Below are 25,020 nucleotides of genomic sequence, written 5' to 3'. Positions count from 1 at the left end.
CTAAAACTCACGCCGCAACGGCAATGCGCAGGTGATCGGCGATCCAGCGATCGAGATCGGCGAGCGCCAAAGCGCTCATCGCCTGCTTCTTGGCCACCGTCTTCTCGTTGCCGCGCAGGCGCGTGCCGTCGGGCTTCTTTGTAGGCGCGCTGGCAAGCGGCGGGAACAGGCCGAAATTGATGTTCATCGGCTGGAACGATCGCGTGCCGGGCTCGGTGGTCTCGATATGGCCGCCGGTGATGTGGCCGAGCAGCGATCCGAGCGCTGTCGTCCCCGGCGGGCTCGCAAGCGTTTCGCCACGTGCGTCGGCTGCCGCATAAAGGCCGGTGATCAGGCCGACGCTGGCGGATTCCACATAGCCCTCGCAGCCCGTCATCTGGCCGGCGAAGCGCAGCCGCGGCTGCGCGCGCAGGCGCAACTGGCCGTCGAGCAGCTTTGGCGAGTTGAGGAAGGTGTTGCGATGCAGCCCGCCGAGGCGGGCGAACTCGGCCTTCTCCAGTCCGGGAATGGTGCGGAAGATGCGCTGCTGCTCGCCGTATTTCAGCTTCGTCTGGAAGCCGACGATGTTGTAGAGCGTGCCGAGCTTGTTGTCCTGCCGCAGCTGCACGATCGCGTAGGCCTTCGTCGTGGGATCGTGCGGATTGGTGAGGCCGACCGGCTTCATCGGACCGTGGCGCAAGGTCTCGGGGCCGCGCTCCGCCATCACCTCGATCGGCAGGCAGCCGTCGAAATAGGGCGTATTGGTCTCCCACTCCTTGAACTCGGTCTTCTCGCCGGCGATCAGCGCAGCAACGAAGCCGTCATACTGCTCCTTGGTCATCGGACAGTTGATGTAGTCGGCACCGGTGCCGCCGGGGCCGACCTTGTCGTAGCGCGACTGGAACCAGGCCACCGACATGTCGATGGACTCGCGATGCACGATCGGCGCGATCGCGTCGAAGAAGGCAAGCGCGTTCTCGTCGGTCAGTTCACGGATGGCGTCGGCCAAAGGTGCGGAGGTGAGGGGACCGGTCGCAACGATGACGTTGCTCCAGTCGGCCGGCGGCAGGCCTGCGACCTCGCCGCGTGCGATCTCGATCAGGGGGTGGTCGTTGAGCGCCTTGGTGACGGCGGCGGAAAAGCCGTCACGATCGACCGCCAGGGCGCCGCCGGCGGGCACCTGATTGGCATCGGCCGCGCGCATGATCAGCGAGCCGAGGCGGCGCATCTCCGCGTGGAGCAGGCCGACAGCGTTGTTGGCGGCGTCGTCCGATCGGAACGAATTGGAGCAGACGAGCTCGGCGAGCCCGTCGGTGCGGTGCGCCTCTGTCATGCGGTCAGGCCGCATCTCGTGCAGCACCACAGGCACGCCGGATTTGGCCACCTGCCAAGCGGCTTCCGAGCCGGCAAGGCCTGCGCCGATGACGTGCACGATGTTGGATTGGGGTCCTGTCATGGGGCGGACAGGTAGCGCTTTTCGACGGCCAGTGGAAACGCCGAGATCGAGTTTTCTGCCTTTCGAATACGACAACGCCCGCACGAGGCGGGCGCTATCGGTTCGTCCGGCGAGGGCTGAACGATATCAGCCCTGATATTGACCGGCGGCAACGCGCGGGATGTCCGAGCGATCGAGGCCAATATCGGCCAGTTCGCGATCGCTGAGCTGGGACAGCTCGGCGACATTGCGCTGATAGTCCCGGAAAGCCTGGATCATGCGGATGAGCGAGAGCAGCATTGGTAGTCTCCTGTAGTTCGATTCAGCCCTTGCCCGGGCGTCATCGTTGAAATGAATATAGAAGGGGGTGTTGCAGTGCGGAAGTTCCGATGTTGCGATGCAGCTAAGCGAACAGCGCATAGCGCAGGTAAGGGACGATTAACCTGTTGGCAGTCCCGCCCAACAGCTAGGCGAAACCGGTCGTAAGACACGGTAAATGCCCGTGAAATCACGGATTTATGGCTGGATAAACGGTTCCGATCATTCCGGAAATAGGCTGCGTTCCGGTCTCCTGCAAGGCGCCACGTTAGCTTGTAGGCCCAAGTCCGACATGCGCGAGTCGCATGAATCGAAATCTATAAGGATGAATTTATGTTCATAATTTTGTTGCGAAAAAACGCTCGATCCAAATGGGACAGGCCCTAGATTCGTTCGATTGGCGAGCCTCAGCACCTCTTTGGAAGGTCGCAGCGAAGGCGGACATCACTTCAGCGACCGCCACGCGCCAATGGTGCGCTGCACACACGCTGAACGTGCAGGGCCTGATTACAAAGTTGTAATGAAAATCAGAAATTTCGCATGCGGCTCTGCGCCGCGCGCAACATCACGCAATTCTCGCGGGGAATTTATTGCGGCAAGTTGCCGCGTCAGCAGCAGAGTCATTTTGCAGATTCCGGCAATGTCGCAGGGTCTGTCCAAGAACAAGAGAAGGAAAGTAACATCATGACGAAGTTACTCGGGGTTATCGCAATTGCTGCCGTCGCATTCGCCGTCGCGCCGGCCCAGGCCGCCAAGCACGCCATGGGCGGCTGCAGCTCGGCCAATCTGGAGCACACGGAGACCGCGATCGAAAACATGGCGGATGGCGACAGCAAGTTCGCGGCCGAGAAAGAAATCACGGCTGCGCAGGACGCGCTGCTCAACGGCAAAATGGGTGCGTGCGGCATGCACCTGAACAAGGCGATGCACGCCACCATGGGTAAGTAAACGCACCAAGAGAGGGCCGGTCGCCCAGCGATCGGCCCTACGCGTTTTGATTCAGGGCTTGCCTTAAGGCGCGCGCGCGAGCTGTGTGGCGAAATAGGCGACGGTCTTGGCGTAGACCTCGCTCTTGTTCCACTGCTGGAGCACCGCGAAGTTCGGACTACCCGGCTGCCAATCCTTACCCTTCTGCCAGCCATAGCCGGCGAGGTAATTGGCGGTGGAGGCGAGCACGTCGGGTGCGTTGTGCAAGAGGTCGCGCTTGCCATTGCCGTCGAAATCGACGGCGTATTTCATCCAGGACGAGGGCATGAATTGGGTCTGGCCGATCTCGCCGGCCCAGGCGCCGCGCATGTCGCCCGGTGCAAGGTCGCCGCGCTGGACGATGCGCAATGCATCCATCAGCTCGCCGCGAAACTGCTCGGCGCGCCGGCAGTCATAGGCGAGCGTCGCGAGCGAGCGGATCGTCGCGAATTTGCCGGTGTTGACGCCGAAATCGGTCTCAAGACCCCAGATCGCGACCAGGACCTCGCCCTGCACGCCATAGGTCTGCTCGATGCGCGACAGCACCGAGCCGTATTGCTTCATCATGTTGGAGCCGCGCTGCATGCGGGCCGGCACCATGCGGCCGGAGAACTCTTCAAAAGTCTGGGTGAAAACCTTTTGCGAGTGGTCGCGGTTGAGCACGCTCTGATCGAGCGTGACGCCGGCGAGCCCTGAGGCGATGGCCTGTTGTGAGATTCCTTTGGCCACGGCTTCAGTTTTGAAGTCGGCGAGCCACGCATCAAAGTTGCCCGAACCACAGGCAACGGCCGCGAGCGTGGGCTCGGCGGAGAGGATTGACGCGGTGAGGGTGAGGGCTGCGAGAGCGAGACGAGAAATCGTCGGGGTCATTCGACTAAATTGATTCCGTGAAGTGGCATGACCGGCGGCCGCAATCTCGATTGTAACCGCGGCCAAAGCAAGGCGTATGACGTTGCCCGATCCCGCCCGAGGTCCAGGCAGGATCGGATGTCACAAGATCGTTAAGCGTCCGTCCTATTCCGCCACGGGAACAGATTAGCGGGAAAGTCGGCAGCCGGCTTGCGCTGACGATGCGGCGGAGGCGGCACCGGCCGAGCGCCGGGATCGGACACGATCACCTTGCGATAGAGATGCCAGGTGGCGTGGCCGAGCAGGGGGATGACGACAGCGAGGCCGAGGAACGCGGGGATGGTGCCGAGCGCCAGCAGCACCGCCACGATCAGGCCCCAGGCCGCCATCGGCACCGGGTTCTTGGCGACGACGCGGAGCGAGGTGACCATGGCCTCGAACGCACCGGCATGACGGTCGAGCATCAACGGGAACGACACGGCGCTGATGCAGAGCGCAGCGAGCGCGAACAGGAAGCCCGTGCCGCAGCCGATCACGATCAGCCACCAGCCCTGCGACGTCGTCAGCACGCGCGTCACGAAATCCGAGATCCCGCTTACGCCCTCATAGCCGAACGCGGCGACATAGATCGCCTGCGCCGTCGCAACCCAGGTCACGAACAATGCGAGCAGCAGCGTGCCGAGGCCGAGCATGGCGCCGAAGGAGGGCGAGCGCAGCACCTCCATGGCATCCCAGGCACTGGCTTCTTCATAGCGTTCACGCCGGCTCGAGAGCTCATAGAGGCCAAGTGCTGCGAACGGGCCGATCAGGGCAAAGCCCGCGGCCAGCGGAAACAGCAATGGAATCACCGAATAGCCCATTGCGACGCGCGCGAGCACGAGGCCGAGCACCGGATAGATCACGCAGAGGACGATGGCGTGGCTTGGAACCGCCTTGAAATCTTCCCAGCCGCGCTTGAGCACGTCGTGCAGGTCCGACAACTGGATGGTTCGGATGGTTGGTCCCGCCGCGTCAGCGGGCGGGGCCATTGTGGGGACATTGCCCTGGTAGAGTGTGGCCATGGTCGCTAGCTCCCTTGCCATGCAGCCGAATCCGGCGCCGGCAAACGGCGCAAGCGGCCGCTTTTCTTGGATGATCGCGATCCCGACCAGACGCGAATTCCGGATGGCATCGCGAGCTGAACAAAAAGCGTACTCCCAATTCCGAGTCCTGTCCCTCACGCTTGGGTGAGATTCAATGCCGCGGTGCAACCTCGATGATGTCATTCGGCCGTCATTTCGCCGCAGATAAGCTCATGCTGCTTGTTGGTTCGCTGAACACCGCGGGCGCAATGCAGAGACTTCGTCTATAAGTGACACTCAAGGCCCTTCCAACGGAACCTTTTCGGGGAGCAGACATGAGCATTTTCGGGAAAATCATGGGCGCGATCTTCGGCAGCCATCCGGCCTCCGCCGCGCCCGCTGGCAGCGCACCTTCGGGCGGCGCGCCGACAACGTCAGCGCCGTCCTCCGCGCCCGGCGCAGCACCGTCCGCCGCGCCGGTCGTGGACGTTGCGGCCATCGTCGACAAATTGGTGGCTGCCCAGAAAGAGAAGCTGGAATGGCGCACCTCGATCGTCGATCTCATGAAGGCGCTCGACATCGATTCCAGCCTCGCCGCGCGCAAGGACCTAGCCAAGGAGCTCGGCTACTCCGGCGACATGAACGACTCGGCCAGCATGAACGTCTGGCTGCACAAGCAGGTGATGTCCAAGCTCGCCGCCAATGGCGGCAAGCTGCCGCCGGAGATCAAGCACTGAAGCTCACCGATGGCGAGAAGGTCCGCCGCCGCAAGAGCGGCGGACCTTGTGTGTTTATTTCGGTCTCAAGGCCCTGCGATGATCAGGATGACGGGTGAAGGCTGACTGCCGTGACCGATCGGACCGTCCAGAAATCGTCTGAAAGGGATGTGGTCGTCAGATATTGATACGGCATGTAGTAATAGCCTTGGTCGCCCTTCGCCGGTCCCCATGAATTGCGAATGATAAAGCGTTGATTGATGTCGTTGTATCCGACGGCCGACACCGCGTGCCCACCCACCGTCTTTTCATTCCCCGGCATCGGCACCATCCCGTTGGTGTCTCCCTGAAAGAACGAGGGATAGACGACGAAGCCGAACACGAACGGGAATCCCGCTGCGAGGCAGCTTTTCAGCTCATCGATGTTGGCGTTGTTCAAACGGAAGTAGCTGATCGATTTGTATTTCGTCGCGCTGGTGTAGCAGGACTTCGGCGGTCGATCGGCGAATTTGGAGACGGCGTAAGGCCAATCCGGTTCCTTGCAGACGCCCTTCGTCGCGATTGATTTGATGCCGTCTCGAATGAACGCCCCGGCATCCCGCGCGGCCGTACCCTCCATGCTCCGCTCGTTGTAGTAGATGAACAGGCGCGAGGGGACGAAGTCGGGCAGATTTTGCTTGCGACGATCAAATTGAAATGCGCCAGCGATGGCATTGCCGGTACACGAGCCAAGGTTGCCCTGATCATAGACCGGCGGACACTGTGCGCGCAGATCGACCTGCGGGGGAAGGGTCATCGGCTTTTCCAGCGCCATGCGCATGGCGCCGTACGGCAAATCGCGATGGTCCGGCAATTCCGGCTTCCATCCGAAGAAGACGCCGTTGGTCGAGATCAGGTTGCTCGTATGAGCAGGCGTGTGGTCGGTTGCCTTCTTGGGCATCTGCTTGCGCTTCTTGGCCATCATTTTCTCCGAAATTGAAATGTGATGAAAACAACGCAAGGTAGCATGCAATGGGAGGTGAGTCCTCTTGATTTTGTCAATCTAGGATGGCCGAGGATCTTCGGGGCTTATTGCAACTGCGAACGCGGTTATCCAACTAGGTCGGCATCCTCCGGATGCTTGTCGAGATAGTCGACCACGAAACCGCAGCCCGCGATCACCTTTTTGCCGTCGCGGCGGATCAACTCCAGCGCGCCCTTGATCAGCTCGGAGGCAATGCCGCGACCGCGCAGCGCGCGCGGCGTCTCGGTGTGGGTGATGATCACTGTCGACGGCGTCAGCCGGTAATTGGCGAAGGCGAGTTCGCCGCCAACGTCGAGCTCGAAACGGCTTTTGTCCTTGTTGTCGCGTACCGATGCCGCCATGAGAGATCCTTCCGACGCGCTGCTTGTTCCCTGAACTAGGCGCCTGAACCTGCCCTTGCCAAGGCACGACCAGGGAAGATTGCCGCAGGGGAGATATCCGGAAAATGCGTGTCCCGCTGTGCTTTCATGGCGTTGCTCGCCGCGCAAATAATCCTCGATATCGCTCTTGCAAGTTCCACCGCGGTTCCCACGTCCTTGAGAGGACATACGCCCGAATGCGGCCGGCAGGGTCGCTAGACATTCGGAGTGTCATGATAGCCAGCCGCTGACGTATGCCTCTTTTGTAGGAGGGTACGATGTCGGACTTTGGTTTCTTGAATACTCATCGAACATGGGAAGACTGGTGTGGGATGCTGCTCGGCGCGCTGATTGTCGCGTCGCCGTGGTTTCCCATCCAGGATCGCTCGGGGATCGTCGGACACGAGATGATGGTCCTGAACGCGGTCGCAATCGGCCTCGTCGTATTTGGCCTCAGCCAGCTCGAATATGTCGCCTTGCAGCGCTGGCAGGAGGTGGCGACGATCCTGGTCGGGCTGTGGCTCATCGTCTCGCCCTATGTGCTCGGCTATTCCGGCGAAGGTTTTCTCCGGATCTACCATACGAGCCTCGGTGCGTTGGCGGTGGTTCTCGGTGTGCTCCAGCTGTGGCAGGACTGGGATCTAAGTGATCAGGATATGCTGAAGCATGGGCAATAGGCCGTGGATTGCGGCAGGCCCGCCGCGCGATCGGCGGGCCTGAGCTTGCTCATCTCTTCACCAGATCCGCATAGTCCGGGTGCTTCTCGATCCACGCCTTCACGAACGGGCATTGCGGGATCAGCTTCAATCCGGCCGCGCGAACCTGGTCGAGCGCGCCTTGCGCCAGCCTTGAGCCGACGCCCTTGCCGCCGAGCTCCTTCGGCACGTCCGTGTGCTCGAAGGTGATGACGTTGCCGTCGAGCTTGTAGTGCTCGGTCGCGAGATGACCCTCCACGTCGAGTTCGTAGCGGTGATGGTCCCTGTTGTTGATGACGTCGCTCATGGTGTCTCCGGTCAGTTCTTCAGCGAGTCCGTCAGCATCTTGCGGATCGACCAGGCCTCACCGTCGGAGCCGGCGAGGAGCGAGGCGGCAACGGAAGCGGTTCGGCTCAATCGGTCGCTTTGGCGAGCCGTGAATCTTCCTGCTGAGGCTTCGAGCGCAGGCAACCTTGGCAGATGACGAGGGAGCGATTGACCTTGGCGTCCTGGTCGGCGTCGATGCCGTCCTGCTCGGGCTTGGCAGCCATGCGCGTTGAATGCAATGGCGTGGAGGCCGAACGCGGCTGATTGGGATCCTCACCGGCGCCATCCCAGGCGTAGCGTGCGGGGTGGAAGGCGGGATCCGAGGCCAGATGCGCTTGCGGGGCCATGGCACAGCCGGCAAGCGCCAGCGACAGCAGGAGGACGGCGGGCGCTTTGACCATGATGCAGCACTCTGTACGCGGATACTGTCCGAGGTTGCCCCCATCATGTTTAAAATTCCTTGAACGAGCGCTGGATGAGGTGGCTGCCGGCGGTCTTGCGGGGCCGCAAGCGATGGCGATAAATGGACAGTAAGGAGCGGATCGCTTGCATGCCGTCCGCCGTCGAAGAGGAAGCCCCATGCAGCCCCTGCGCATGTCTCGCCGCGTCATGAATCTCGCTCACATGCTGACCCAGAATGCACGGCGGCATGGATCGCGTCCGGGTTTCGTCTGGGGTGACAGGTCCCGGACCTGGCACGAGATCGATGCGCAGGTTTCGGCGCTTGCGGCTGCGCTTGCCGCGCGTGGCGTCGCGAAGGGCGATCGTATTCTCGTCCATTCCAAGAACGGCGACGAGATGTTCTTCTCGATGTTCGCCGCGTTCCGGCTCGGCGCGGTCTGGGTGCCCACCAATTTCCGCCTGATGCCCGACGAGGTCACCTATCTCGCGCAGGCCTCCGGCGCGAAGGCGTTTCTGTGCCATGTCGACTTTCCCGAGCACGCTGCAGCCGTGAGCGGCGGTGCGCTGGAGTTCACCTGGAGCATCGACGGCAAGGGAGCGTTCGGAGAGACATCGGTTGCAGACGCCATGGCGTCGCAGCCTGGCGCCGTGGTCGACAACGTCGCTGTCGAGCATGACGATCCCTGCTGGTTCTTCTTCACGTCCGGCACCACGGGCCGCTCCAAGGCCGCGGTGCTGACCCATGGCCAGATGGGCTTTGTCGTCACCAACCATCTTGCCGATCTGACGCCGGGCGTCACCGAAGACGACGCCTCGCTGGTGGTCGCGCCGCTGTCGCATGGCGCCGGCGTGCATCAGCTGGTGCAGACCGCGCGCGGCGTGTGCACCGTGCTGCTGCCGACCGAGAAATTCGACATCGACGAGGCGTTCCGCCTGATCGAGGCGCATCGGGTCAGCAATCTCTTCACGGTGCCGACCATTTTGAAGATGATGGTCGAGCACCCCGCCGCCGACAAATACGATCATTCCTCGCTGCGCCAGGTGATCTATGCCGGCGCGCCGATGTATCGCGAGGACCAGAAGACCGCGCTGAAGAAGCTCGGCAAGGTCATCGTGCAATATTTTGGACTGGGCGAGGTCACCGGCAACATCACGGTGTTGCCGGCGGCGCTGCACGACCCCGAGGACGGACCACATGCGAAGATCGGCACCTGTGGCTTCGAGCGCACCGGCATGCAGGTCTCGATCCAGGACGACGAGGGCCGCGAGCTCAAAGCCAATCAGAGCGGCGAGATCTGCGTGATCGGCCCTGCCGTGCTCGCCGGCTACTACGACAATCCGGAAGCCAACGCGAAGGCGTTCCGCAACGGCTGGTTCCGCACCGGCGATCTCGGCCACATGGACGAGGAGGGGTTTCTCTACATCACCGGCCGCGCCTCGGACATGTACATCTCCGGTGGCTCCAACATCTATCCGCGCGAGATCGAGGAAAAGATCTTGACCCATCCTTGCGTCGGCGAGGTCGCCGTCCTCGGCGTGCCGGATGCGACCTGGGGCGAGGTCGGCGTCGCCGTCTGCGTCGCGCGCGAGGGCGAGGCACCGGTGAGTGAGGCCGAGATGGCGGCGTTCCTTCTCCCAAAGGTGCCGCGCTACAAGATGCCAAAACGCTTCTTCTTCTGGGAAGCGCTGCCGAAGTCCGGCTACGGCAAAATTCCAAAACGCATGGTGCGTGACGAGCTCGAGGCGCGCGGGCTGCTTGATCTCGACAAGACGCAGGCGGGCTGAGCGAAGGTCATGCGCAGCATCAAGCAGCCGGGCGCGCCGGTCACTGAGCGTATTCAATGGGTGGAGGCGAGGGGACGCGCCTTCTCGTTCACGCTTCAAGCAGGCTTGCCGCTGCTGGAAGCGGCTCGCCGCGGCTTTGCCGCAGAGGGATTTGCCAGCGGCGTGCTGAATTTTGGCAGCGGCGCCCTCGGGCCGTTCGCCTATGTGATGCCGGCGCTGTCGAAGACCGGCGAGAATGCCGCGTTCTATAGCGAGACCTTTCGGCCCAAGGGTGTGACGCGCACGAAGCTCGGCAGTATGACGCTGGGCCTGCGCGACAGCGCGCCGTTCTTTCATTGCCACGGGCTGTGGACTGAAGCCGGCGGCCGCGCCAGCGGCGGGCACATGCTGCCGGATGAGACGATCGTCGCCGAACCGTTTGTGGTTGAGGCCTTTGGTCTCGATGGCGCCGCGTTCATCGCCGAGCCGGATCCGGAGACCAACTTCAAGCTGTTCGGGCCGGTCGCAGCTGCGCTCAGCGGCGAGCGCACACCGAGCCGCGCCTTCGCGCTGCGGCTGCGACCCAACCAGGATGTCGCAGGCTGTCTCGAAGCGTTCTGTCGCGAGCACGGTATCAAGCGAGGGAAGCTCCACGGTGGCGTCGGCTCGACCATCGGCGCGCGCTTCACCCATGGCGGCGTGACCGAGCCGTTTGCGACCGAACTCGCCGTGACGGCGGGAGCGATCGTGCCAACCGGTTGGGGCGGACTGGAAGCCGCAATCGATGTCGCGCTGATCGATTATACGGGCGGCATCGCCGAGGGCCGGCTGGTTCGCGGCGACAATCCCGTGCTGATGACCATGGAGCTGGTGCTGGAAGCGCTGGAGTAGGACGCAATCGGAGCTTGTGGCTGCGGGCAGATACCCCTTCCATGGAATATGAGTTCCTGATATGTCCTTGCGCCGAGTTTTGATGAGGACAGGGGCATGGGCCGGACAAGACGCCGTCAGACCACCTTGCGCGCGCCATATCTGAAGCGCGTCTGGCTCGATCGCGCGCGGGTCGACGACTGGGAGGCCTATCCGTTCTGTCTTCCCGTGTTCAGGGACGAGTTCGATCAGAGTTTCGACACCGCTGTGACCATCATCGTCGGCGAGAACGGGACCGGGAAATCGACCATCCTCGAGGGCGTTGCGGGGATGGCCGGCTTTGCCAGCACTGGTGGTCGCAAAGGCTTTCAGGAGATCGACGGCGGCGGCATGGAAGTCACCGGCGTAGAGCTGTCTGCCGCCTTGAAGGCTGCCTGGGTGCCGAAGGTGACCGATGGCTGGTTCTTCCGGGCAGAGACATTCTTTTCCGTCGCGCGCTATCTTGACCGCTCGGCCGGGAGCGCTGCGCAAGCCATGGAAGGCGTGTTCGGTGCGAGCGTTCAGGAAGCGCCCGACTATCTCTCCTTCTCTCATGGCGAGGGCTTTCTGGTTTTCTTCGAGGAGCGCTGCCAGAAGCAGGGCATCTACATCTTCGACGAGCCGGAATCCGCTCTGTCGCCGGCGCGGCAGATGGACTTCCTCAAGCTTCTGCATCGGATGGATCTCTCCGGCAATTGCCAGGTCATCATGGCGACCCATGCGCCTCTGCTGATGGCCTATCCAAATGCGCAACTGCTTCGGCTCGGGAAATACGGCCTGGAGCCGACAACGGTGGAGCAAACCGATCATTATCGGGTGATGCGCGAATTCTGTGACGATCCGCGCGGGTTCGTGGAGGCGACGCTGGCAGAGTAGAGAGCAACAGCACACCACACTCGTGTCCCGGACAAGCTGCAACGCGTTAGCGTTGCGGTGCAGAGCCGGGACCCAGGTGGCGACCTGGCAAGCTGCCGTTAGATCGGCCCCGGCTCTGCAGCGCACCGCCGAAGGGCGTTGCGCCGCGTCCGGGGGCATGAGGGCGGAATCCATCTTCGCATTCCAATCCAAATTGCAAGCGCGGTTTCGCATTCTCGCGACACATCGTGCCCGAGCTTTGCGGCATTCATTGCCCTCGAAGATGCCGAGGGCGCAGGGAAGGCCGGGCGCCGGCTGGCACCCGCGGTCCGCTATGCGCAAATGCGCTGGAAACAGATGCACAGCGGCATACAGGGCAGCCTGGACATCCCGGCCTTCCCTGCGCAGTGGTTTTACGGCTTATGTCGTGCTCTCCCCGGGGAGCGATGCACTATTGCCCCCGTCGCCTTGCGGATGGCTGATGTCGCGAACCCGGTCGGGCCGCCGCATCACCGCAACACTTGGCGCACAGACTCCGGGCGCCAGGACCACACGATTTTGCCGTACGCTGACAGCGCCGGTCGTGTGCGCGTGGTATTCACTCACGGCGTGAGCCGTCCTGCAAATCACCTTCGCGCCGACGCCGCCTGCGTCCACCACGTCCCATCCCGCGTTCGTGACGATCGCGATCCGCCCCTCGGCCGGACTGGGATGGCCGAAACATGATGTATTTCCGAATTCTAGTAAAGCGAATTATCTTGATCAGGAAGCATTGACCACGGTGTGGCGTGTTTTGCCCGTGAGGCAACACACGGGGTGGTGGCTGCGGCAGCCGGCGTTACATCCTACGATCTCGATCCGGCAAACGCCTTCAGCTTCAGAAAAAAGTCCTTCAGGATCGGGTTGCGATCCACATAGGTCACGTAGCGGATCGCATGGCGCCGGCGATCGATGCTCCACGTCATCTGCTCGGTCAGAATCGGCGCCGGAATGATGACGCTCGGCGCCCAATCGGGATTGAGCAGCCATCCGACCGGCGCCATGTCCCAGATCTCCTTGGCCCATCCCAAATGATCGGATGCGTATTCCTTGAACCTCTGAGCGAGGAACGCGCCGATGCTGCCGTGGGGTTCGACATAGCGCTCGATCTCCGGCACCGTGCTGTGAAGGTGCGAGGTGACGCCCTTGCAGGGCACGAGAACGAGCGGCACGCCGCTGTCGAACAGCACCTGGGCGCCGCCGACGTCCTGCTTGAGGTTGAACTCGATCGTATGCGGCCACTCCAGCGCATGGCCGCCAAGCCAGACCACGACGACGCAGTCGACGATATCGGGGGCCTTGAGCAGCGCCGAGGCGACGTTGCTGATGGCGCCGATGGCAATGACATAGAGTGGATTGTCAGGGGAGCCTGCGCGCGCCCGGGCCACGAGGTCGTCGACGGCGGGCGCCGCCTGCGCCGTCTTGCCGGGGCCGACATAGTCGGTGACGCCGCGATGGACGAGGCCCTCCGGCGCGATGTTCAGGCGCTCCAGCAGACGCAGGATCTCCTGATAGCTCAGCTCCATGCCGTGACCGGGGCTGTCGGCGCGTGTGTTGAAGAACGGCGCGGCGTAGATCGCCTCGACATCGAAGCGCTCCTTCGACAGCAGCATTTGCACGAGCGCGAACTGATCGTCGATCTCGTTGTAGGTATCGGTGTCGAGTACGACGCGTACCTTGCCGATCGGCGGCTCTAGGAGCTTCAAGCGGGCCGTTTCCGTGAGTGCCATCACCGTCTCCCTGGATGTGCGGATGCCGCGATCAGGCCTTCAACCGTATCCGGCAGACCACGTCCGCAATCTCATCCATCTGCGCGAACATGTGGTCGGGCGCAAGCGCCCGCAACGCCGTCGGCGCGGCATAGCCCCAACTGACCGCGCCGCAGGCAATGCCGACAGCGCGCGCGGCTTCGATGTCGCGCACCTCGTCGCCGATCGCGATCACGCGGCTTGGGTCCACGCCGGCGCGGCGGATGACCCGGCGGAATTTGGCCGGCTTGCCGAACAGAGAAGCAGCGCAGTCGAAATGCCCAAAAAGAGTGGCGACCTCGCCGAGCTTTTCGCGCGCATTGGCCTCGCTGTCCGATGTCACCAGCGCGAGCTGGACGCCGTTCTCGGCCAGCGTCCGCAGCATCGCCTCGGCACCCGCAAACAGCGAAATCTCCGCCGCCGCTTCTCCCTTCAGCCGCCGCGCATGCCGCGCGATCGCCGGCAGCTTCCACAAGGGCACCTCGAGTCGGCTGAGGATCTCGCGCGTCGAGGCATGCCGCAGCCCCTCGACATCCTCATCCGCGACGCGACGAAAGCCGAAGCGGTCAGCGACGTCGTTGATGGTGCGCAGGAACCACGGAAAGCTGTCGACGAGCGTACCGTCGAGGTCGAAGATGGCGAGGGTGTAGGGCATGGAGGCCGGGGGCACTGACAGGCGGGCGTTGATATGCTATTGTTCGGCGGAGTTCGAGGACAGCCATGCGGCACGAGCGGATCGAAATCAACCCGGCGATCATGGACGGCAAGCCTGTTATCCGTGGCACGCGTGTCCCGGTCGAACTGGTGCTGCGCGAACTTGGCGCCGGGATGACGACTGAAGCCATCATTTCGGAGCATCCGCGTCTCACATCAGACGACGTTCGGGCGGCGCAGGCCTTCGCGGCCGACTATTTGGCCGATGAAGACATCATTTATCGCTGAATCGTGCGCTGGCTGGCGGACGAGTGCGTCACAGCCTCTCTGGTTCGAGAGTTGCGGAGCGCCGGTCACGATGTCCTTTACGTCGCCGAGTTCGCTGCCAGCTTGAGTGATGTCGAAGTCATCCGGCGATTCATCGCAACTTGCGCACGTGAACATTGATGTCGAGATCGATATTGCCGACGCAGGTCTGAGTGGTCCGGTGGGAGCCACCCTCGTGCCAGCGGCCGTTGCGCGCGCGGGCGTCGCTGACATTGGCCAGTTTCAGGCATCGCCATTGAGGCAGCAGGCCGCTGCTCTCGCCGGCAAACTGCCAGGCCAGCACAGCCTCCTCGTCGCGTTTGTTCGTGCCGATGATATGCGGGCAGAGCTCGCGATAGCGACCCTCGTAGACACAAGTCACCTGCTGCTCAGCGAGGATGGCGTTGCGAAAGAGCGTGTAGGTTCTGCTCGGCATGGAGATCACTCCACCGTGGCTTGATCTCGGTCGCTCAAGCCGACGGAGATTACTCCGCCGCCTCGCTCGCCGCGCGCCTCCGCTTTGGCTTCCGCGCCTTCGCCAGCACCGGCGCCAGGAACTTCCCCGTATAGCTCCTTGGCGCTTTGGCGATGTCTTCCGGCGGGCCCCAGGCGACGATCTCGCCGCCGCCGTCGCCGCCTTCGGGGCCGAGGTCGATGACCCAGTCGGCGGTCTTGATGACCTCGAGATTGTGCTCGATCACGACGACCGTATTGCCCTGTGCGACCAGCTCATGCAGCACTTCCAGCAGCTTCTTGACGTCGTGGAAGTGCAGGCCGGTGGTCGGCTCGTCGAGGATGTAGAGCGTGCGGCCAGTGGCGCGTTTTGACAGCTCCTTGGCGAGCTTGACACGCTGGGCTTCGCCGCCGGACAGCGTGGTGGCCTGCTGGCCGACATGGATGTAGTCGAGGCCGACGCGGTGCAGGGTCTGAAACGTTTCGCGCACGCGCGGCACCGCCTTGAAGAACTCGGCGGCTTCCTCGACGGTCATGTCGAGCACGTCCGCAATCGACTTACCCTTGAACAGGACTTCGAGCGTCTCGCGGTTGTAACGCTTGCCCTTGCAGACGTCGCAGGTGACGTAGACGTCGGGCAAAAAGTGCATCTCGATCTTGATGACGCCGTCGCCCTGGCAGGCCTCGCAACGGCCGCCCTTGACGTTGAAGGAGAAGCGGCCGGGCTCGTAGCCGCGCGCCTTGGATTCGGGCAGGCCGGCGAACCACTCGCGGATCGGCGTGAAGGCGCCGGTATAGGTCGCAGGGTTGGAGCGCGGGGTACGGCCGATCGGCGACTGGTCGATGTCGATGATCTTGTCGATGTGCTCGAGCCCCTCGATACGGTCGTGGGGCGCGGCGCCTTCGCTGGCGTTGTTGAGCTTGCGGGCGATGGCGCGGTAGAGCGTGTCGATCAGCAGCGTCGACTTGCCGCCGCCGGAGACGCCGGTGACGCAGGTGAACAAGCCGAGCGGAATCTCCGCCGTGACGTTCTTGAGGTTATTGCCGCGCGCGTTCACCACCTTGATGGTGCGGCGATGGTTCGGCGGGCGCCGTTCCGGCACCTCGACCTCGAGCTCGCCGGTGAGATATTTGCCGGTGAGCGATTTCGGATTGCGCATGATCTCGGCGGGCGTGCCTTCGGCGATGATGTTGCCGCCATGCATGCCGGCGCCGGGGCCGATATCAAGGACATAGTCGGCCAGGAGAATCGCATCCTCATCATGTTCGACCACGATCACGGTGTTGCCGAGGTCGCGAAGTCTCTTGAGCGTGTCGAGCAGGCGGGCGTTGTCGCGCTGGTGCAGGCCGATCGAGGGCTCGTCGAGCACGTAGAGCACGCCGGTCAGGCCGGAGCCGATCTGCGAGGCCAGGCGGATGCGCTGGCTCTCGCCGCCGGACAGCGTGCCGGACGAACGGGAGAGGGTGAGGTAGTTGAGGCCGACATCGAGCAGGAAGGTCAGGCGCTCGCGGATCTCCTTGAGGATCCGGCCGGCGATCTCGTTCTGCTGGGTGTTCAGTGCCTCCGGCACGGTTTCGAACCACGCACCGGCGCCCTTCACCGACAGCTCCGAGATCTCGCCGATATGCTTGCCGCCGATCTTGACGCACAGCGCCTCGGGCTTGAGCCGAAAACCGTTGCAGGCACCGCAGGGCACATCGTGGAAATATTTTGCCAGCTCCTCGCGCGCCCACTCGCTTTCGGTCTCGCGATAACGCCGGTTGATGTTGGTGATGACACCCTCGAACGGCTTCTTGGTGTCGTAGGAGCGGACGCCGTCCTCATAGGAGAACTTGATCTCGTCCTCGCCGGAGCCGTAGAGGATCGCGTCTTTCGTCTTCTTGGCGAGGTCCTTCCACTTGGTCTCGAGCGTGAACTTGTAGTGCTTGCCGAGTGCGGTCAGCGTCTGCACGTAATAAGGCGATGACGATTTGGCCCAGGGCGCGATCGCGCCCTTGCGCAACGTCATCTCCTTGTCGGGGATGACGAGGTCCTCGTCGACATGCTGCTCGACGCCGAGGCCGCCGCAGGCAGGACACGCGCCATAGGGGTTGTTGAAAGAAAAGAGTCTCGGCTCGATCTCGGGGATGGTGAAGCCAGAGACCGGGCAGGCGAACTTTTCCGAGAACAGGATGCGTTCGGGCCCGCTCTTGTCGTGGATCTTTGCGGTCTTCTTTTTCTCTTCCGCCGGCGCTGCTGCCGGCGCATCGGCGAACTCGACGACGGCGAGGCCCTCGGCGAGCTTCAGCGCGGTCTCAAAGCTTTCGGCGAGACGCTGGCCGATGTCTGCGCGCACCACGATACGGTCGACCACGACGTCGATGTCGTGCGGGAATTTCTTGTCGAGCGTCGGCGCTTCGGCGAGCTCATGGAAGGTGCCGTCGATCTTGACGCGCTGAAAGCCCTTCTTGAGCCATTCGGCGAGCTCTTTCCTGTACTCGCCCTTGCGGCCGCGCACGACCGGGGCGAGCAGATAGAGGCGGGTGCCCTCGGGCAGCGCCAGCACGCGGTCGACCATCTGCGATACGGTCTGGCTCTCGATCGGTAGGCCGGTCGCCGGCGAATAGGGTACGCCGACGCGGGCCCATAACAGGCGCATGTAGTCGTAGATCTCGGTCACCGTGCCGACAGTGGAGCGCGGGTTCTTCGAGGTCGTCTTCTGCTCGATCGAGATCGCCGGCGACAGGCCGTCGATCTGGTCGACGTCCGGCTTCTGCATCATCTCCAGGAACTGGCGGGCATAGGCCGACAGCGATTCAACATAACGGCGCTGGCCTTCGGCATAGATGGTGTCGAAGGCGAGCGAGGATTTGCCGGAGCCGGACAGGCCCGTGAACACCACGAGCTTGTCGCGGGGAATCTCGACGTCGATGTTCTTGAGGTTGTGCTCGCGCGCGCCACGGATCGTAATTGCGCGCAGGTATGCTCCCGCGTTCTGCTGTTGGCGCTTCGCCTTGATCACTTCATCCATCCTGGTGGTCCTCAAGGAATCCCAAAGGCGCGCGATCGCGCCAAGGTTGAAGGCGCGCTTTGCCCGGAACCGGGATCGGCGCCGATGGGTATGCCGGCGAACGTAGGAAGAACGGGGACGGATTTCCAGTGCGACTTGCGAATCGTCAACGGATTGTTGGCGTGCTGGCGGCATTTGGCAGCAGGAACGGGCGGAACGTGCCGCCAAACAAAAAGGCCGGCGCGAGGCCGGCCTTCCGTAACGCTGTGGCGTTGGAGACGAAGCTCAGTACTTCGCGACGATCGGGCCCCCGAAGTGATAGTTTACGCCGACCTGCACGGTGTGGAAGTTGAGCGTGCCGGTGGGCAGGGCACCGAAGTACGTTTCGCCGCCGAGGCTGCGATAGAGGTACTCGCCCTTGATCGACCACTGCGGAGCAATGAACGCCTCGACGCCCGCGCCGACGGTCCAGCCGGAGTGCCACTTGCTGTCCGACGCGGTCACACCGAGCGCGCTGATGCTGACCTTGTTGTCGATCCAGGCGTAGCCGCCGGTGCCGTAGAACAGGACGTTGTTGACGGCCCAGCCGATGCGGCCGCGCACGGTGCCCATCGCATCGGTCTTCGAGCTCAGCGTCGTGCTCACAACACCGAAGCCGGGGACAGCGACAGGACCCGTCGCCGAGGCGCTGACGTCAGCCCAGGCGCCGTCGGCCTCGAGGCCGAACACGACGTTGCCGGTCTGCCAGTTGTAACCGGCGGTGCCGCCGACGAAGCCACCCTGCATCCTGGGGCTGTTTGCGTCTTCCCAGGCGCCGCCACCGACGATACCGAGGTAGAACCCGGTCCAGTTGTAGACCGAGGCCACAGCCACCGGAGCCTTGGTGTAGGGGCGTGCTGCGAGATCGGCGGCCGAAGCCGGAGCAGCGAGAGCGAACAAACAGGCCGAAGCCAACAAAACCTTCTTCATTTTCAACTTAATCCCAGTCCCGGTTTCTGTTCTTGGCCTTCCACGATCGGAAGGGCATCGGACGCGTTGGTCCAACTGATGTCGTGCTTACACCACTGAAGCTGCAAGTTGTGTCTCTCAAAAGTCACAACAGACGCATAATGTAACACTCACTGTCCTATTAATTCCCGCGGGGAGCACGCAGCAAAAGGGCCGACACGAAGCCGGCTTTCGATTTTCAAGTGATGTCAGAGGGATATCGGTACTTCGCGATCACCGGGCCACCCCAGCGAAGTTCACGCGGATGAGGTGGATATCGACGTCCTGGCTGATCCGCTCGGAGCGTGCAGCAACGCCAGGTGGTGCGCCGGCGAAGTTGCCGGAGCACATTCGGCATTAAAATCTCGCTGGAACAAATCTGGAACAAAGCTTGGGCCGATGCTATATGTGGGGATAACCCGAGGGCTGATGGGCTGATCGGTCCGCGCAAGCGTATAGGGTCGCGTCAACAGGCTGAAGAGGACCGCGGGGCGCGGCCCGGCCTCATGAATTCAGTGGCATTGGAGTGGAGAGCGGCGATGGCGGGAAGCGTCAACAAGGTCATTCTGGTTGGAAATCTCGGCAAGGATCCGGAGATCCGCCGCACCCAGGATGGGCGGCCGATTGCAAATTTGAGCGTTGCCACCTCGGAGACCTGGCGTGACAAGGCCACCGGCGAGCGCAAGGAAAAGACCGAGTGGCACCGTGTCGTGATCTTCAATGAAGGTCTCTGCAAGGTTGCCGAACAGTACCTGAAAAAGGGCGCCAAGATCTACGTCGAAGGTGCGCTCCAGACGCGCAAATGGACTGACCAGAGCGGTGCGGAGAAGTACTCCACCGAGGTCGTGCTTCAGGGCTTCAACTCGACCCTCACGATGCTCGATGGCCGTGGCGGCGGGGGAGGCGGCAGCTTTGGTGAGGAGCCGGGTGGCGATTTCGGCTCGTCCGGTCCCGTCAGCAGCGCGCCGCGCCGGCCGGTGGCCGCTGGTGGTGGTGGTGGCCGCAACAGCGACATGGACGACGACATCCCGTTCTGAGGTGGGCGCCTCGTCCTGACCGTCGCCTTGCTCGCGTGATGCGGCAGGATTTCTTACCAATTTGCGGGTAAAGCTCGGTTTTTCCCGGCTTACGTCTTGTGCTGCCTTCAGGTTTTGACGGGCTGTCATGTGAATGGTATTAACTTTATGTTAATCCTGTTTACATGGGTTGCCGGTCGATTTGGAGGAAGCCCCGCATGAGCCTTGCGCCGTTGCTTGAGGCTGCTCCGGCCATCCCGCTGCATGCTTTCGCCGCGATGGCGGCCTTCCTGCTCGGCCTCGTCCAGTTCGCGGCCCCCAAGGGTACGCTGCCGCACCGGACGGTCGGCTGGATCTGGGTGGCCCTGATGACGTTGGTGGCCGCGTCCTCGTTCTGGATCCACCAGATCCGCCTGGCGGGGCCGTTCAGCCCGATCCACCTCCTGTCGATCTTCACGCTTGTAATGCTTCCGCTGGCGGTATGGCGCGCCCACGCCCATCGCGTCGCCGCTCACCGGCGCATCATGATCCTCCTGTTCGCGGGTGCGCTGGTGGTGGCGGGCCTGTTCACGCTGGTGCCCGGGCGCATCATGCACCGGGTGATTTTCGGGGCCTGACGGGCGGTTTGCGGCGGCCGATTTGGAGCCCGTTTCTGATGGCGGCGCGGAGTGCGTAAGTCTCTGGAAAAACAGTCGGAAAAAGCGCTTCCCTGGAGCTTGCAAGGGTGGTTATCAGGGGGGCGATGCGCTATATGATTCCCAGATAAAAACTCACCGGATTCCCCCTTGGCTGACGACGACAACAAGCCCGGCGACCAGCCGGCGCAACCCTCGGACATTCGCCCCGTCTCGATCTTCGAGGAGATGAAAAAGTCCTACCTCGATTACGCCATGAGCGTGATCGTGGCGCGTGCGTTGCCTGATGCCCGCGACGGACTGAAGCCGGTGCACCGCCGCATCCTGTACTCGATGCACGAGCAGGGGCACACGCCCGACAAGAAGTACGTCAAGTCCGCCCGCGTGGTCGGCGACGTCATCGGTAAGTATCATCCGCACGGCGACCAGTCGATCTACGACGCCATGGTCCGTATGGCGCAGGACTTCTCGATGCGCGTGCCGCTGATCGACGGCCAGGGCAATTTCGGCTCGGTCGACGGCGATCCGCCGGCCGCTTATCGTTATACCGAAGCGCGGCTGACCAAGTCGGCGCTGGCCCTGCTGGCCGACATCGACAAGGACACCGTCGACTTCCAGCCGAACTACGACAACAACGAGACCGAGCCGTCGGTTCTTCCGGCCAAGTTCCCGAACCTTCTGGTCAACGGTGCGGGCGGCATCGCAGTCGGCATGGCCACGAACATTCCGCCGCACAATCTCGGCGAGGTCATCGATGCCTGCGTGGCGCTGATCGACAATCCCGCGCTCACCATCGACGAACTGATCAACATCGTTCCCGGACCGGATTTCCCGACCGGCGGCATCATTCTCGGACGGGCGGGTATCCGCGCCGGCTACCATCTGGGCCGTGGCTCGGTCGTGATGCGCGGCAAGGTCACGATCGACACCATCCGCAAGGAGCGCGAGGCGCTCATCGTCACCGAGATTCCGTACCAGGTGAACAAGGCGACGATGGTCGAGCGCATCGCCGAACTGGTCAAGGAGAAGAAGATCGAAGGCATCGCCGATCTGCGCGATGAATCCGACCGCGACGGCTTCCGCGTCGTTATCGAGCTGAAGCGCGACGCCGTGCCCGACGTGGTGCTGAACCAGCTCTACAGATTCACGCCGCTGCAGACGAGCTTCGGTGTCAACATGGTGGCGCTCGACAGTGGTCGGCCGCGGATCATGAATCTGAAAGACCTGCTCGCCATCTTCGTCGACTTCCGTGAGCGGGTCGTCACGCGGCGAACCAAGTTCCTGCTGGGCAAGGCGCGCGACCGCGCGCATATCCTGGTGGGTCTCGCCATCGCCGTTGCCAATATCGACGAAATGATTCGCGTCATCCGCACCTCACCGGACCCGACCACGGCGCGCGACACCCTGATGTCGCGCGACTGGCCGGCCCGGGACGTCGAGGACATGCTGACCCTGATCGATGACCCGCGCCACCGCATCAGCGAGAACGGCACCATCCGGCTGTCGATGGAGCAGGCCAGGGCCATTCTCGATCTGCGTTTGCAGCGCCTGACGGCACTCGGCCGTGACGAGATCCGCGAAGAGCTCGACACGCTCGCCGGCGAAATTGCCGATTATCTCGACATCCTGCGCTCACGCGCTCGCGTGCTCGACATCGTCAAGACCGAGCTTGCCGAAGTGAAGGCCGAGTTCGCCACCCCGCGCCGGACCGTGATCATCGAGCAGGAAGGCGAGGTCGAGGACGAGGACCTGATCCAGCGCGAGGAAATGGTCGTCACTGTTTCGCACGCCGGCTATGTCAAGCGCGTGCCGCTGTCGGCCTATCGGGCCCAGCGCCGCGGCGGCAAGGGCCGCGCCGGCATGCAGACCCGCGACGAGGATTTTGTCAGTCGGCTGTTTGTAGCCTCCACGCATACGCCGGTGCTGTTCTTCTCGTCGCGCGGCCAGGTCTACAAGGAAAAAGTCTGGCGGCTGCCGATGGCTGCGCCCAACGCGCGCGGCAAGGCGCTGATCAACATCCTGCCGCTGGAGCAGGGCGAGCGCATCACCACCATCATGCCGCTGCCCGAGGATGAATCCACCTGGGCCAACCTCGACGTGATGTTCGCGACCACCGGCGGCAATGTCCGCCGCAACAAGCTGTCCGACTTCGTTGACGTCCGCCGCTCCGGCATCATCGCCATGAAGCTCGACGACAATGAAGCGATCGTCGACGTGCAGATCTGCACAGAGCGCGATGACGTGCTGCTGACCGGTGCCGGAGGCCAGTGCATCCGCTTCCCCGTCACTGACGTGCGCGTGTTCACCGGGCGCACCTCGATGGGCGTGCGCGGCATTGCGCTTGGCGAGGGCGACAAGGTGATCTCGCTGGCGATTCTGCGCCATGTCGAGACCTCTTCGGACGAGCGCTCGGCTTACCTGAAGATGCGCCGTGCGGTCGCCGGCGAAGCTGCGGTTGAGGAGGCGGCGGTGGATGCTGAGGCCGAGGAGACCTCCGGCAGCTTCCAGCTCTCGCAGGAGCGCTACATTGAAATGTCGGCGCAGGAGCAGGTCGTGCTGACGGTGTCCGTCAATGGCTTCGGCAAGCGGACCTCGTCCTACGAGTACCGCACCACGGGCCGCGGCGGCAAAGGCATCGTCGCCATGAGCGTCAACAACCGCAACGGCAACCTCGTAGCGTCCTTCCCCGTGGAGGACGCTGATCAAATCATGCTGGTCACCGACAAGGGCCAGCTGATCCGCTGCCCGGTCGAAGGCATCCGCATCGCCGGCCGCTCGACGCAAGGTGTGATCGTGTTCGACACCGCCGAGGACGAGCACGTCGTCTCGGTCGAGCACATCACGGAAGAGGCCGAGAGCGGCAACGGCGAGAACGGCAACGGGGCGTGACGCTTCGTTTCGTCGCAGCGTTCTAGCGACGCTCGCCTTTCAAGATCTGTCCTCGCTGCTTCAAAGTCAGCGAGACAACTTTGTCGTTGGCGTCGCGCTCGAAGTTGATTTCGGCGGCAACGGATTCGGCGACGAAGAGATCCCGTTGGACCGACGCCAATTCGAGCGCTCGTTGGTTAGTACCCTGCACGAATAGCTTGGCGTCGGTGGAAAAGACGCGAAGCGAAAAACTGGACGTCAGCGGATAGTTGCCGATGTATTCCTTGAGCTGGTCTTCGGAGGGGGTCCATTTGGCTGCGACCGGCCTGGTGTCGATTTGCTCGGCCTCTGCAACGCCACCAAGTTGAAACCAGGTGAAGGTATAGGTGCCGTCCGCCTTGAGCTTGGGCCGCAACAGGGCATCGAACTTGAGCGGATAGAAGTCGCCCGCGCTGTCGTAGTCCATCTCAAATTCGGGCTGGCCATCCGCCTGGATGGTCAAATTGCTTCCCTTGCGGCGCAATTCCATGCCGAGACCGCCTTGCAGGCGGTACTTTCCGACCAAGGCGTCGATCAATTTGGTATCCGCCGTCGCGACCACACGCGGCGCGCCAGCCGGCGCCGACGGATCGAGCAGGTGCGTTCCGAGCTGTCCAAGGCCGCCGATGGACGTCAGTGCGGTATCGCAGAGCAGGACGACAGCGCGTTTGGCCGTGCGATCGAATCCCGCGTAGGACGAGTAACCGCCGGTGCCGCCTTCGTGCGCGACGATCGTGTGTCCGTTCCGGGTGAACAGATTCCAGTTCATGCCCATGGTGTGTCCGCCGACACTTGCGACCTGTTCCTGGGTCTGGGCCAGGGCAGGCGTGATCGCGCTCTCGCGCGTGCCAAGCTGGCCCTCGAGGTACCGCAACATGTCCGGCAACGTCGCGCGCACGCCGCCGACACCGGCCATGTCCGGCGGAAAATCCCATGGTCCGGCGGGGGCGGTGTTAGGGAAGTGCCCCTCGGCCACGCGAACCTGTGGAGGGCGGTGGGCCACGTAGGTTTCGGTCATGCCGAGCGGGACAAGCAAATGTTCGCGGAGCAGCGTCTCGTAATCCCTGCCGGCGCGCTTGGCGAGCGCGTAGGACAACACCATCATCGCAAAATTCGAATATTCCCACTTCGCTCCGGGCTCACGTGTCAGCTTGGCCTCGGCCAAAGCATCGAGCAATTCGCGTTCGGTCACGCTGACGTAGGGATTGTTGATGTCGGGCGGGCGATAGTCAGCCGGGACGCCCGGCAGGCCCGACGTGTGAGTCACGATTTGCCCGATGGTGATTTCGTGCCCGTTGAATGAGGGCACACGCGTCCCCGGTGGTAACAGCCTGGCGATGGGATCGCCGAGTGCGACTTCACCGCGTGCGATGAGTTCGGCGAGCAGTGCCGCAGTCATCGTCTTGGTGATCGAGCCGATCTCGAAGGCCGTGTGGTCATCGTATGGGCGTTGGGAGCTCCCATTCGCGCAATAATAGCCCGTCGCAATTGCGCCGGCGTCGATCACTCCGGCTGCGATACAGGCACCGGTACGATCTCCCTTGAAACGCAGTTCGAGCGCCGCGCGCACATCGTCGTTGCTGATGGCGAAGCCCGGCGTTGCATAGAGCACGGCGGTCGAAACAA

The 25,020-nt window shown here is 63.0% G+C and carries 25 protein-coding genes; 11 read left to right on the top strand and 14 right to left on the bottom strand.

Going from position 1 to position 25,020, the window contains the following annotated elements; translation table 11 throughout:
• Nucleotides 1-7: 7 nt before the first annotated feature.
• On the bottom strand, nt 8-1,435 hold the full coding sequence (gene trmFO, locus ABIB73_RS02090) for a methylenetetrahydrofolate--tRNA-(uracil(54)-C(5))-methyltransferase (FADH(2)-oxidizing) TrmFO (RefSeq protein WP_354220942.1): 1,428 nt from the start codon (nt 1,433-1,435) through the stop codon (nt 8-10).
• Between the two features lie 126 nt (nt 1,436-1,561).
• Nucleotides 1,562-1,714 carry a DUF1127 domain-containing protein gene (locus ABIB73_RS02085; protein ID WP_007590701.1) on the bottom strand — a complete coding sequence of 51 codons (153 nt, stop codon included), beginning with the start codon at nt 1,712-1,714 and terminating at the stop codon, nt 1,562-1,564.
• A 558-nt stretch (nt 1,715-2,272) separates the two neighbouring features.
• Here ABIB73_RS02085 and ABIB73_RS02080 point away from each other — a divergent pair.
• Nucleotides 2,273-2,680 (top strand): hypothetical protein, encoded by a 408-nt coding sequence (locus ABIB73_RS02080; protein WP_354220940.1) that lies wholly within the window; start codon nt 2,273-2,275, stop codon nt 2,678-2,680.
• Between the two features lie 63 nt (nt 2,681-2,743).
• Here the strand turns inward: ABIB73_RS02080 and ABIB73_RS02075 are convergent, their stop codons facing one another.
• Entirely contained in the window at nt 2,744-3,568 is an 825-nt protein-coding gene (locus tag ABIB73_RS02075; protein ID WP_354220938.1) for a lytic murein transglycosylase, read from the bottom strand.
• Nucleotides 3,569-3,699: 131 nt separating this feature from the next.
• Nucleotides 3,700-4,608 (bottom strand): DUF2189 domain-containing protein, encoded by a 909-nt coding sequence (locus ABIB73_RS02070; protein ID WP_354220936.1) that lies wholly within the window; start codon nt 4,606-4,608, stop codon nt 3,700-3,702.
• Between the two features lie 335 nt (nt 4,609-4,943).
• Between ABIB73_RS02070 and ABIB73_RS02065 the strand changes: the two genes are divergently transcribed.
• Complete coding sequence (locus tag ABIB73_RS02065) at nt 4,944-5,345, top strand: DUF3597 domain-containing protein (RefSeq protein ID WP_354220934.1); 402 nt, start codon at nt 4,944-4,946, stop codon at nt 5,343-5,345.
• Nucleotides 5,346-5,427: 82 nt separating this feature from the next.
• Here ABIB73_RS02065 and ABIB73_RS02060 read toward each other — a convergent pair whose 3' ends face one another.
• Both ABIB73_RS02060 and ABIB73_RS02055 read right to left on the bottom strand, forming a co-directional pair.
• Entirely contained in the window at nt 5,428-6,285 is an 858-nt protein-coding gene (locus ABIB73_RS02060) for a C1 family peptidase (RefSeq protein ID WP_354220932.1), read from the bottom strand.
• Nucleotides 6,286-6,413: 128 nt separating this feature from the next.
• Nucleotides 6,414-6,689, bottom strand: coding sequence for a GNAT family N-acetyltransferase (locus ABIB73_RS02055; RefSeq protein ID WP_354220930.1), 276 nt, complete (start codon nt 6,687-6,689; stop codon nt 6,414-6,416).
• Between the two features lie 296 nt (nt 6,690-6,985).
• Here ABIB73_RS02055 and ABIB73_RS02050 point away from each other — a divergent pair, with 296 nt between their 5' ends.
• Nucleotides 6,986-7,384 (top strand): SPW repeat protein, encoded by a 399-nt coding sequence (locus ABIB73_RS02050; protein WP_354220928.1) that lies wholly within the window; start codon nt 6,986-6,988, stop codon nt 7,382-7,384.
• Nucleotides 7,385-7,433: 49 nt separating this feature from the next.
• Here the strand turns inward: ABIB73_RS02050 and ABIB73_RS02045 are convergent, their stop codons facing one another.
• Both ABIB73_RS02045 and ABIB73_RS02040 read right to left on the bottom strand, forming a co-directional pair.
• Complete coding sequence (locus ABIB73_RS02045; RefSeq protein ID WP_354220926.1) at nt 7,434-7,709, bottom strand: GNAT family N-acetyltransferase; 276 nt, start codon at nt 7,707-7,709, stop codon at nt 7,434-7,436.
• A gap of 106 nt (nt 7,710-7,815) precedes the next feature.
• On the bottom strand, nt 7,816-8,130 hold the full coding sequence (locus ABIB73_RS02040; protein ID WP_354220924.1) for a hypothetical protein: 315 nt from the start codon (nt 8,128-8,130) through the stop codon (nt 7,816-7,818).
• 178 nt (nt 8,131-8,308) lie between these two features.
• On the opposite strand from ABIB73_RS02040, the gene ABIB73_RS02035 reads away from it, so the two are divergent.
• From ABIB73_RS02035 to ABIB73_RS02025, 3 genes are all read left to right on the top strand, one after another.
• Nucleotides 8,309-9,916, top strand: coding sequence for an acyl-CoA synthetase (locus ABIB73_RS02035; RefSeq protein ID WP_354220922.1), 1,608 nt, complete (start codon nt 8,309-8,311; stop codon nt 9,914-9,916).
• A gap of 9 nt (nt 9,917-9,925) precedes the next feature.
• Nucleotides 9,926-10,786: a PCC domain-containing protein gene (locus tag ABIB73_RS02030; RefSeq protein ID WP_354220920.1), complete on the top strand. Its 861-nt coding sequence runs from the start codon at nt 9,926-9,928 to the stop codon at nt 10,784-10,786.
• A 96-nt stretch (nt 10,787-10,882) separates the two neighbouring features.
• A complete protein-coding gene (locus ABIB73_RS02025; RefSeq protein WP_354220918.1) occupies nt 10,883-11,680 on the top strand; it encodes an AAA family ATPase in 798 nt (265 codons plus the stop codon).
• Between the two features lie 824 nt (nt 11,681-12,504).
• Here ABIB73_RS02025 and ABIB73_RS02020 read toward each other — a convergent pair.
• Together ABIB73_RS02020 and ABIB73_RS02015 are read right to left on the bottom strand one after the other, a co-directional pair.
• A complete protein-coding gene (locus ABIB73_RS02020; RefSeq protein WP_354220916.1) occupies nt 12,505-13,428 on the bottom strand; it encodes a nucleoside hydrolase in 924 nt (307 codons plus the stop codon).
• Nucleotides 13,429-13,459: 31 nt separating this feature from the next.
• On the bottom strand, nt 13,460-14,101 hold the full coding sequence (locus ABIB73_RS02015; protein ID WP_354220914.1) for an HAD family hydrolase: 642 nt from the start codon (nt 14,099-14,101) through the stop codon (nt 13,460-13,462).
• A 65-nt stretch (nt 14,102-14,166) separates the two neighbouring features.
• Here ABIB73_RS02015 and ABIB73_RS02010 point away from each other — a divergent pair, with 65 nt between their 5' ends.
• Nucleotides 14,167-14,388, top strand: coding sequence for a DUF433 domain-containing protein (locus ABIB73_RS02010; RefSeq protein ID WP_354220912.1), 222 nt, complete (start codon nt 14,167-14,169; stop codon nt 14,386-14,388).
• A 3-nt stretch (nt 14,389-14,391) separates the two neighbouring features.
• Nucleotides 14,392-14,547 carry a DUF5615 family PIN-like protein gene (locus ABIB73_RS02005; RefSeq protein WP_354220910.1) on the top strand — a complete coding sequence of 52 codons (156 nt, stop codon included), beginning with the start codon at nt 14,392-14,394 and terminating at the stop codon, nt 14,545-14,547.
• Here the strand turns inward: ABIB73_RS02005 and ABIB73_RS02000 are convergent.
• From ABIB73_RS02000 to ABIB73_RS01990, 3 genes are all read right to left on the bottom strand, one after another.
• The gene (locus ABIB73_RS02000) at nt 14,519-14,842 is read right to left on the bottom strand and encodes a hypothetical protein (RefSeq protein ID WP_354220909.1); all 324 of its coding nucleotides are present in this window, start codon (nt 14,840-14,842) and stop codon (nt 14,519-14,521) included. The genes ABIB73_RS02005 and ABIB73_RS02000 overlap by 29 nt on opposite strands.
• Nucleotides 14,843-14,891: 49 nt before the next feature.
• Nucleotides 14,892-17,870, bottom strand: a complete 2,979-nt coding sequence (gene uvrA, locus ABIB73_RS01995) for an excinuclease ABC subunit UvrA (protein ID WP_354220907.1) — start codon at nt 17,868-17,870, stop codon at nt 14,892-14,894.
• A gap of 264 nt (nt 17,871-18,134) precedes the next feature.
• Nucleotides 18,135-18,818 (bottom strand): outer membrane protein, encoded by a 684-nt coding sequence (locus ABIB73_RS01990; protein WP_354220905.1) that lies wholly within the window; start codon nt 18,816-18,818, stop codon nt 18,135-18,137.
• A 557-nt stretch (nt 18,819-19,375) separates the two neighbouring features.
• Here ABIB73_RS01990 and ABIB73_RS01985 point away from each other — a divergent pair.
• From ABIB73_RS01985 to gyrA, 3 genes are all read left to right on the top strand, one after another.
• Entirely contained in the window at nt 19,376-19,873 is a 498-nt protein-coding gene (locus ABIB73_RS01985; RefSeq protein WP_354220903.1) for a single-stranded DNA-binding protein, read from the top strand.
• A 197-nt stretch (nt 19,874-20,070) separates the two neighbouring features.
• Complete coding sequence (locus ABIB73_RS01980) at nt 20,071-20,469, top strand: DUF2306 domain-containing protein (RefSeq protein WP_354220901.1); 399 nt, start codon at nt 20,071-20,073, stop codon at nt 20,467-20,469.
• A gap of 168 nt (nt 20,470-20,637) precedes the next feature.
• On the top strand, nt 20,638-23,376 hold the full coding sequence (gyrA, locus tag ABIB73_RS01975) for a DNA gyrase subunit A (RefSeq protein ID WP_354220899.1): 2,739 nt from the start codon (nt 20,638-20,640) through the stop codon (nt 23,374-23,376).
• 22 nt (nt 23,377-23,398) lie between these two features.
• Here gyrA and ABIB73_RS01970 read toward each other — a convergent pair whose 3' ends face one another.
• Entirely contained in the window at nt 23,399-24,964 is a 1,566-nt protein-coding gene (locus ABIB73_RS01970; protein WP_354220897.1) for a serine hydrolase, read from the bottom strand.
• Between the last annotated feature and the right edge of the window lie 56 nt (nt 24,965-25,020).

It is taken from the genome of Bradyrhizobium sp. F1.4.3, assembly GCF_040548375.1.
Taxonomy (GTDB): Bacteria; Pseudomonadota; Alphaproteobacteria; order Rhizobiales; family Xanthobacteraceae; genus Bradyrhizobium.
Note: the sequence above shows the minus strand (reverse complement) of the source record. Positions and strands in the feature narration are given on the sequence as shown.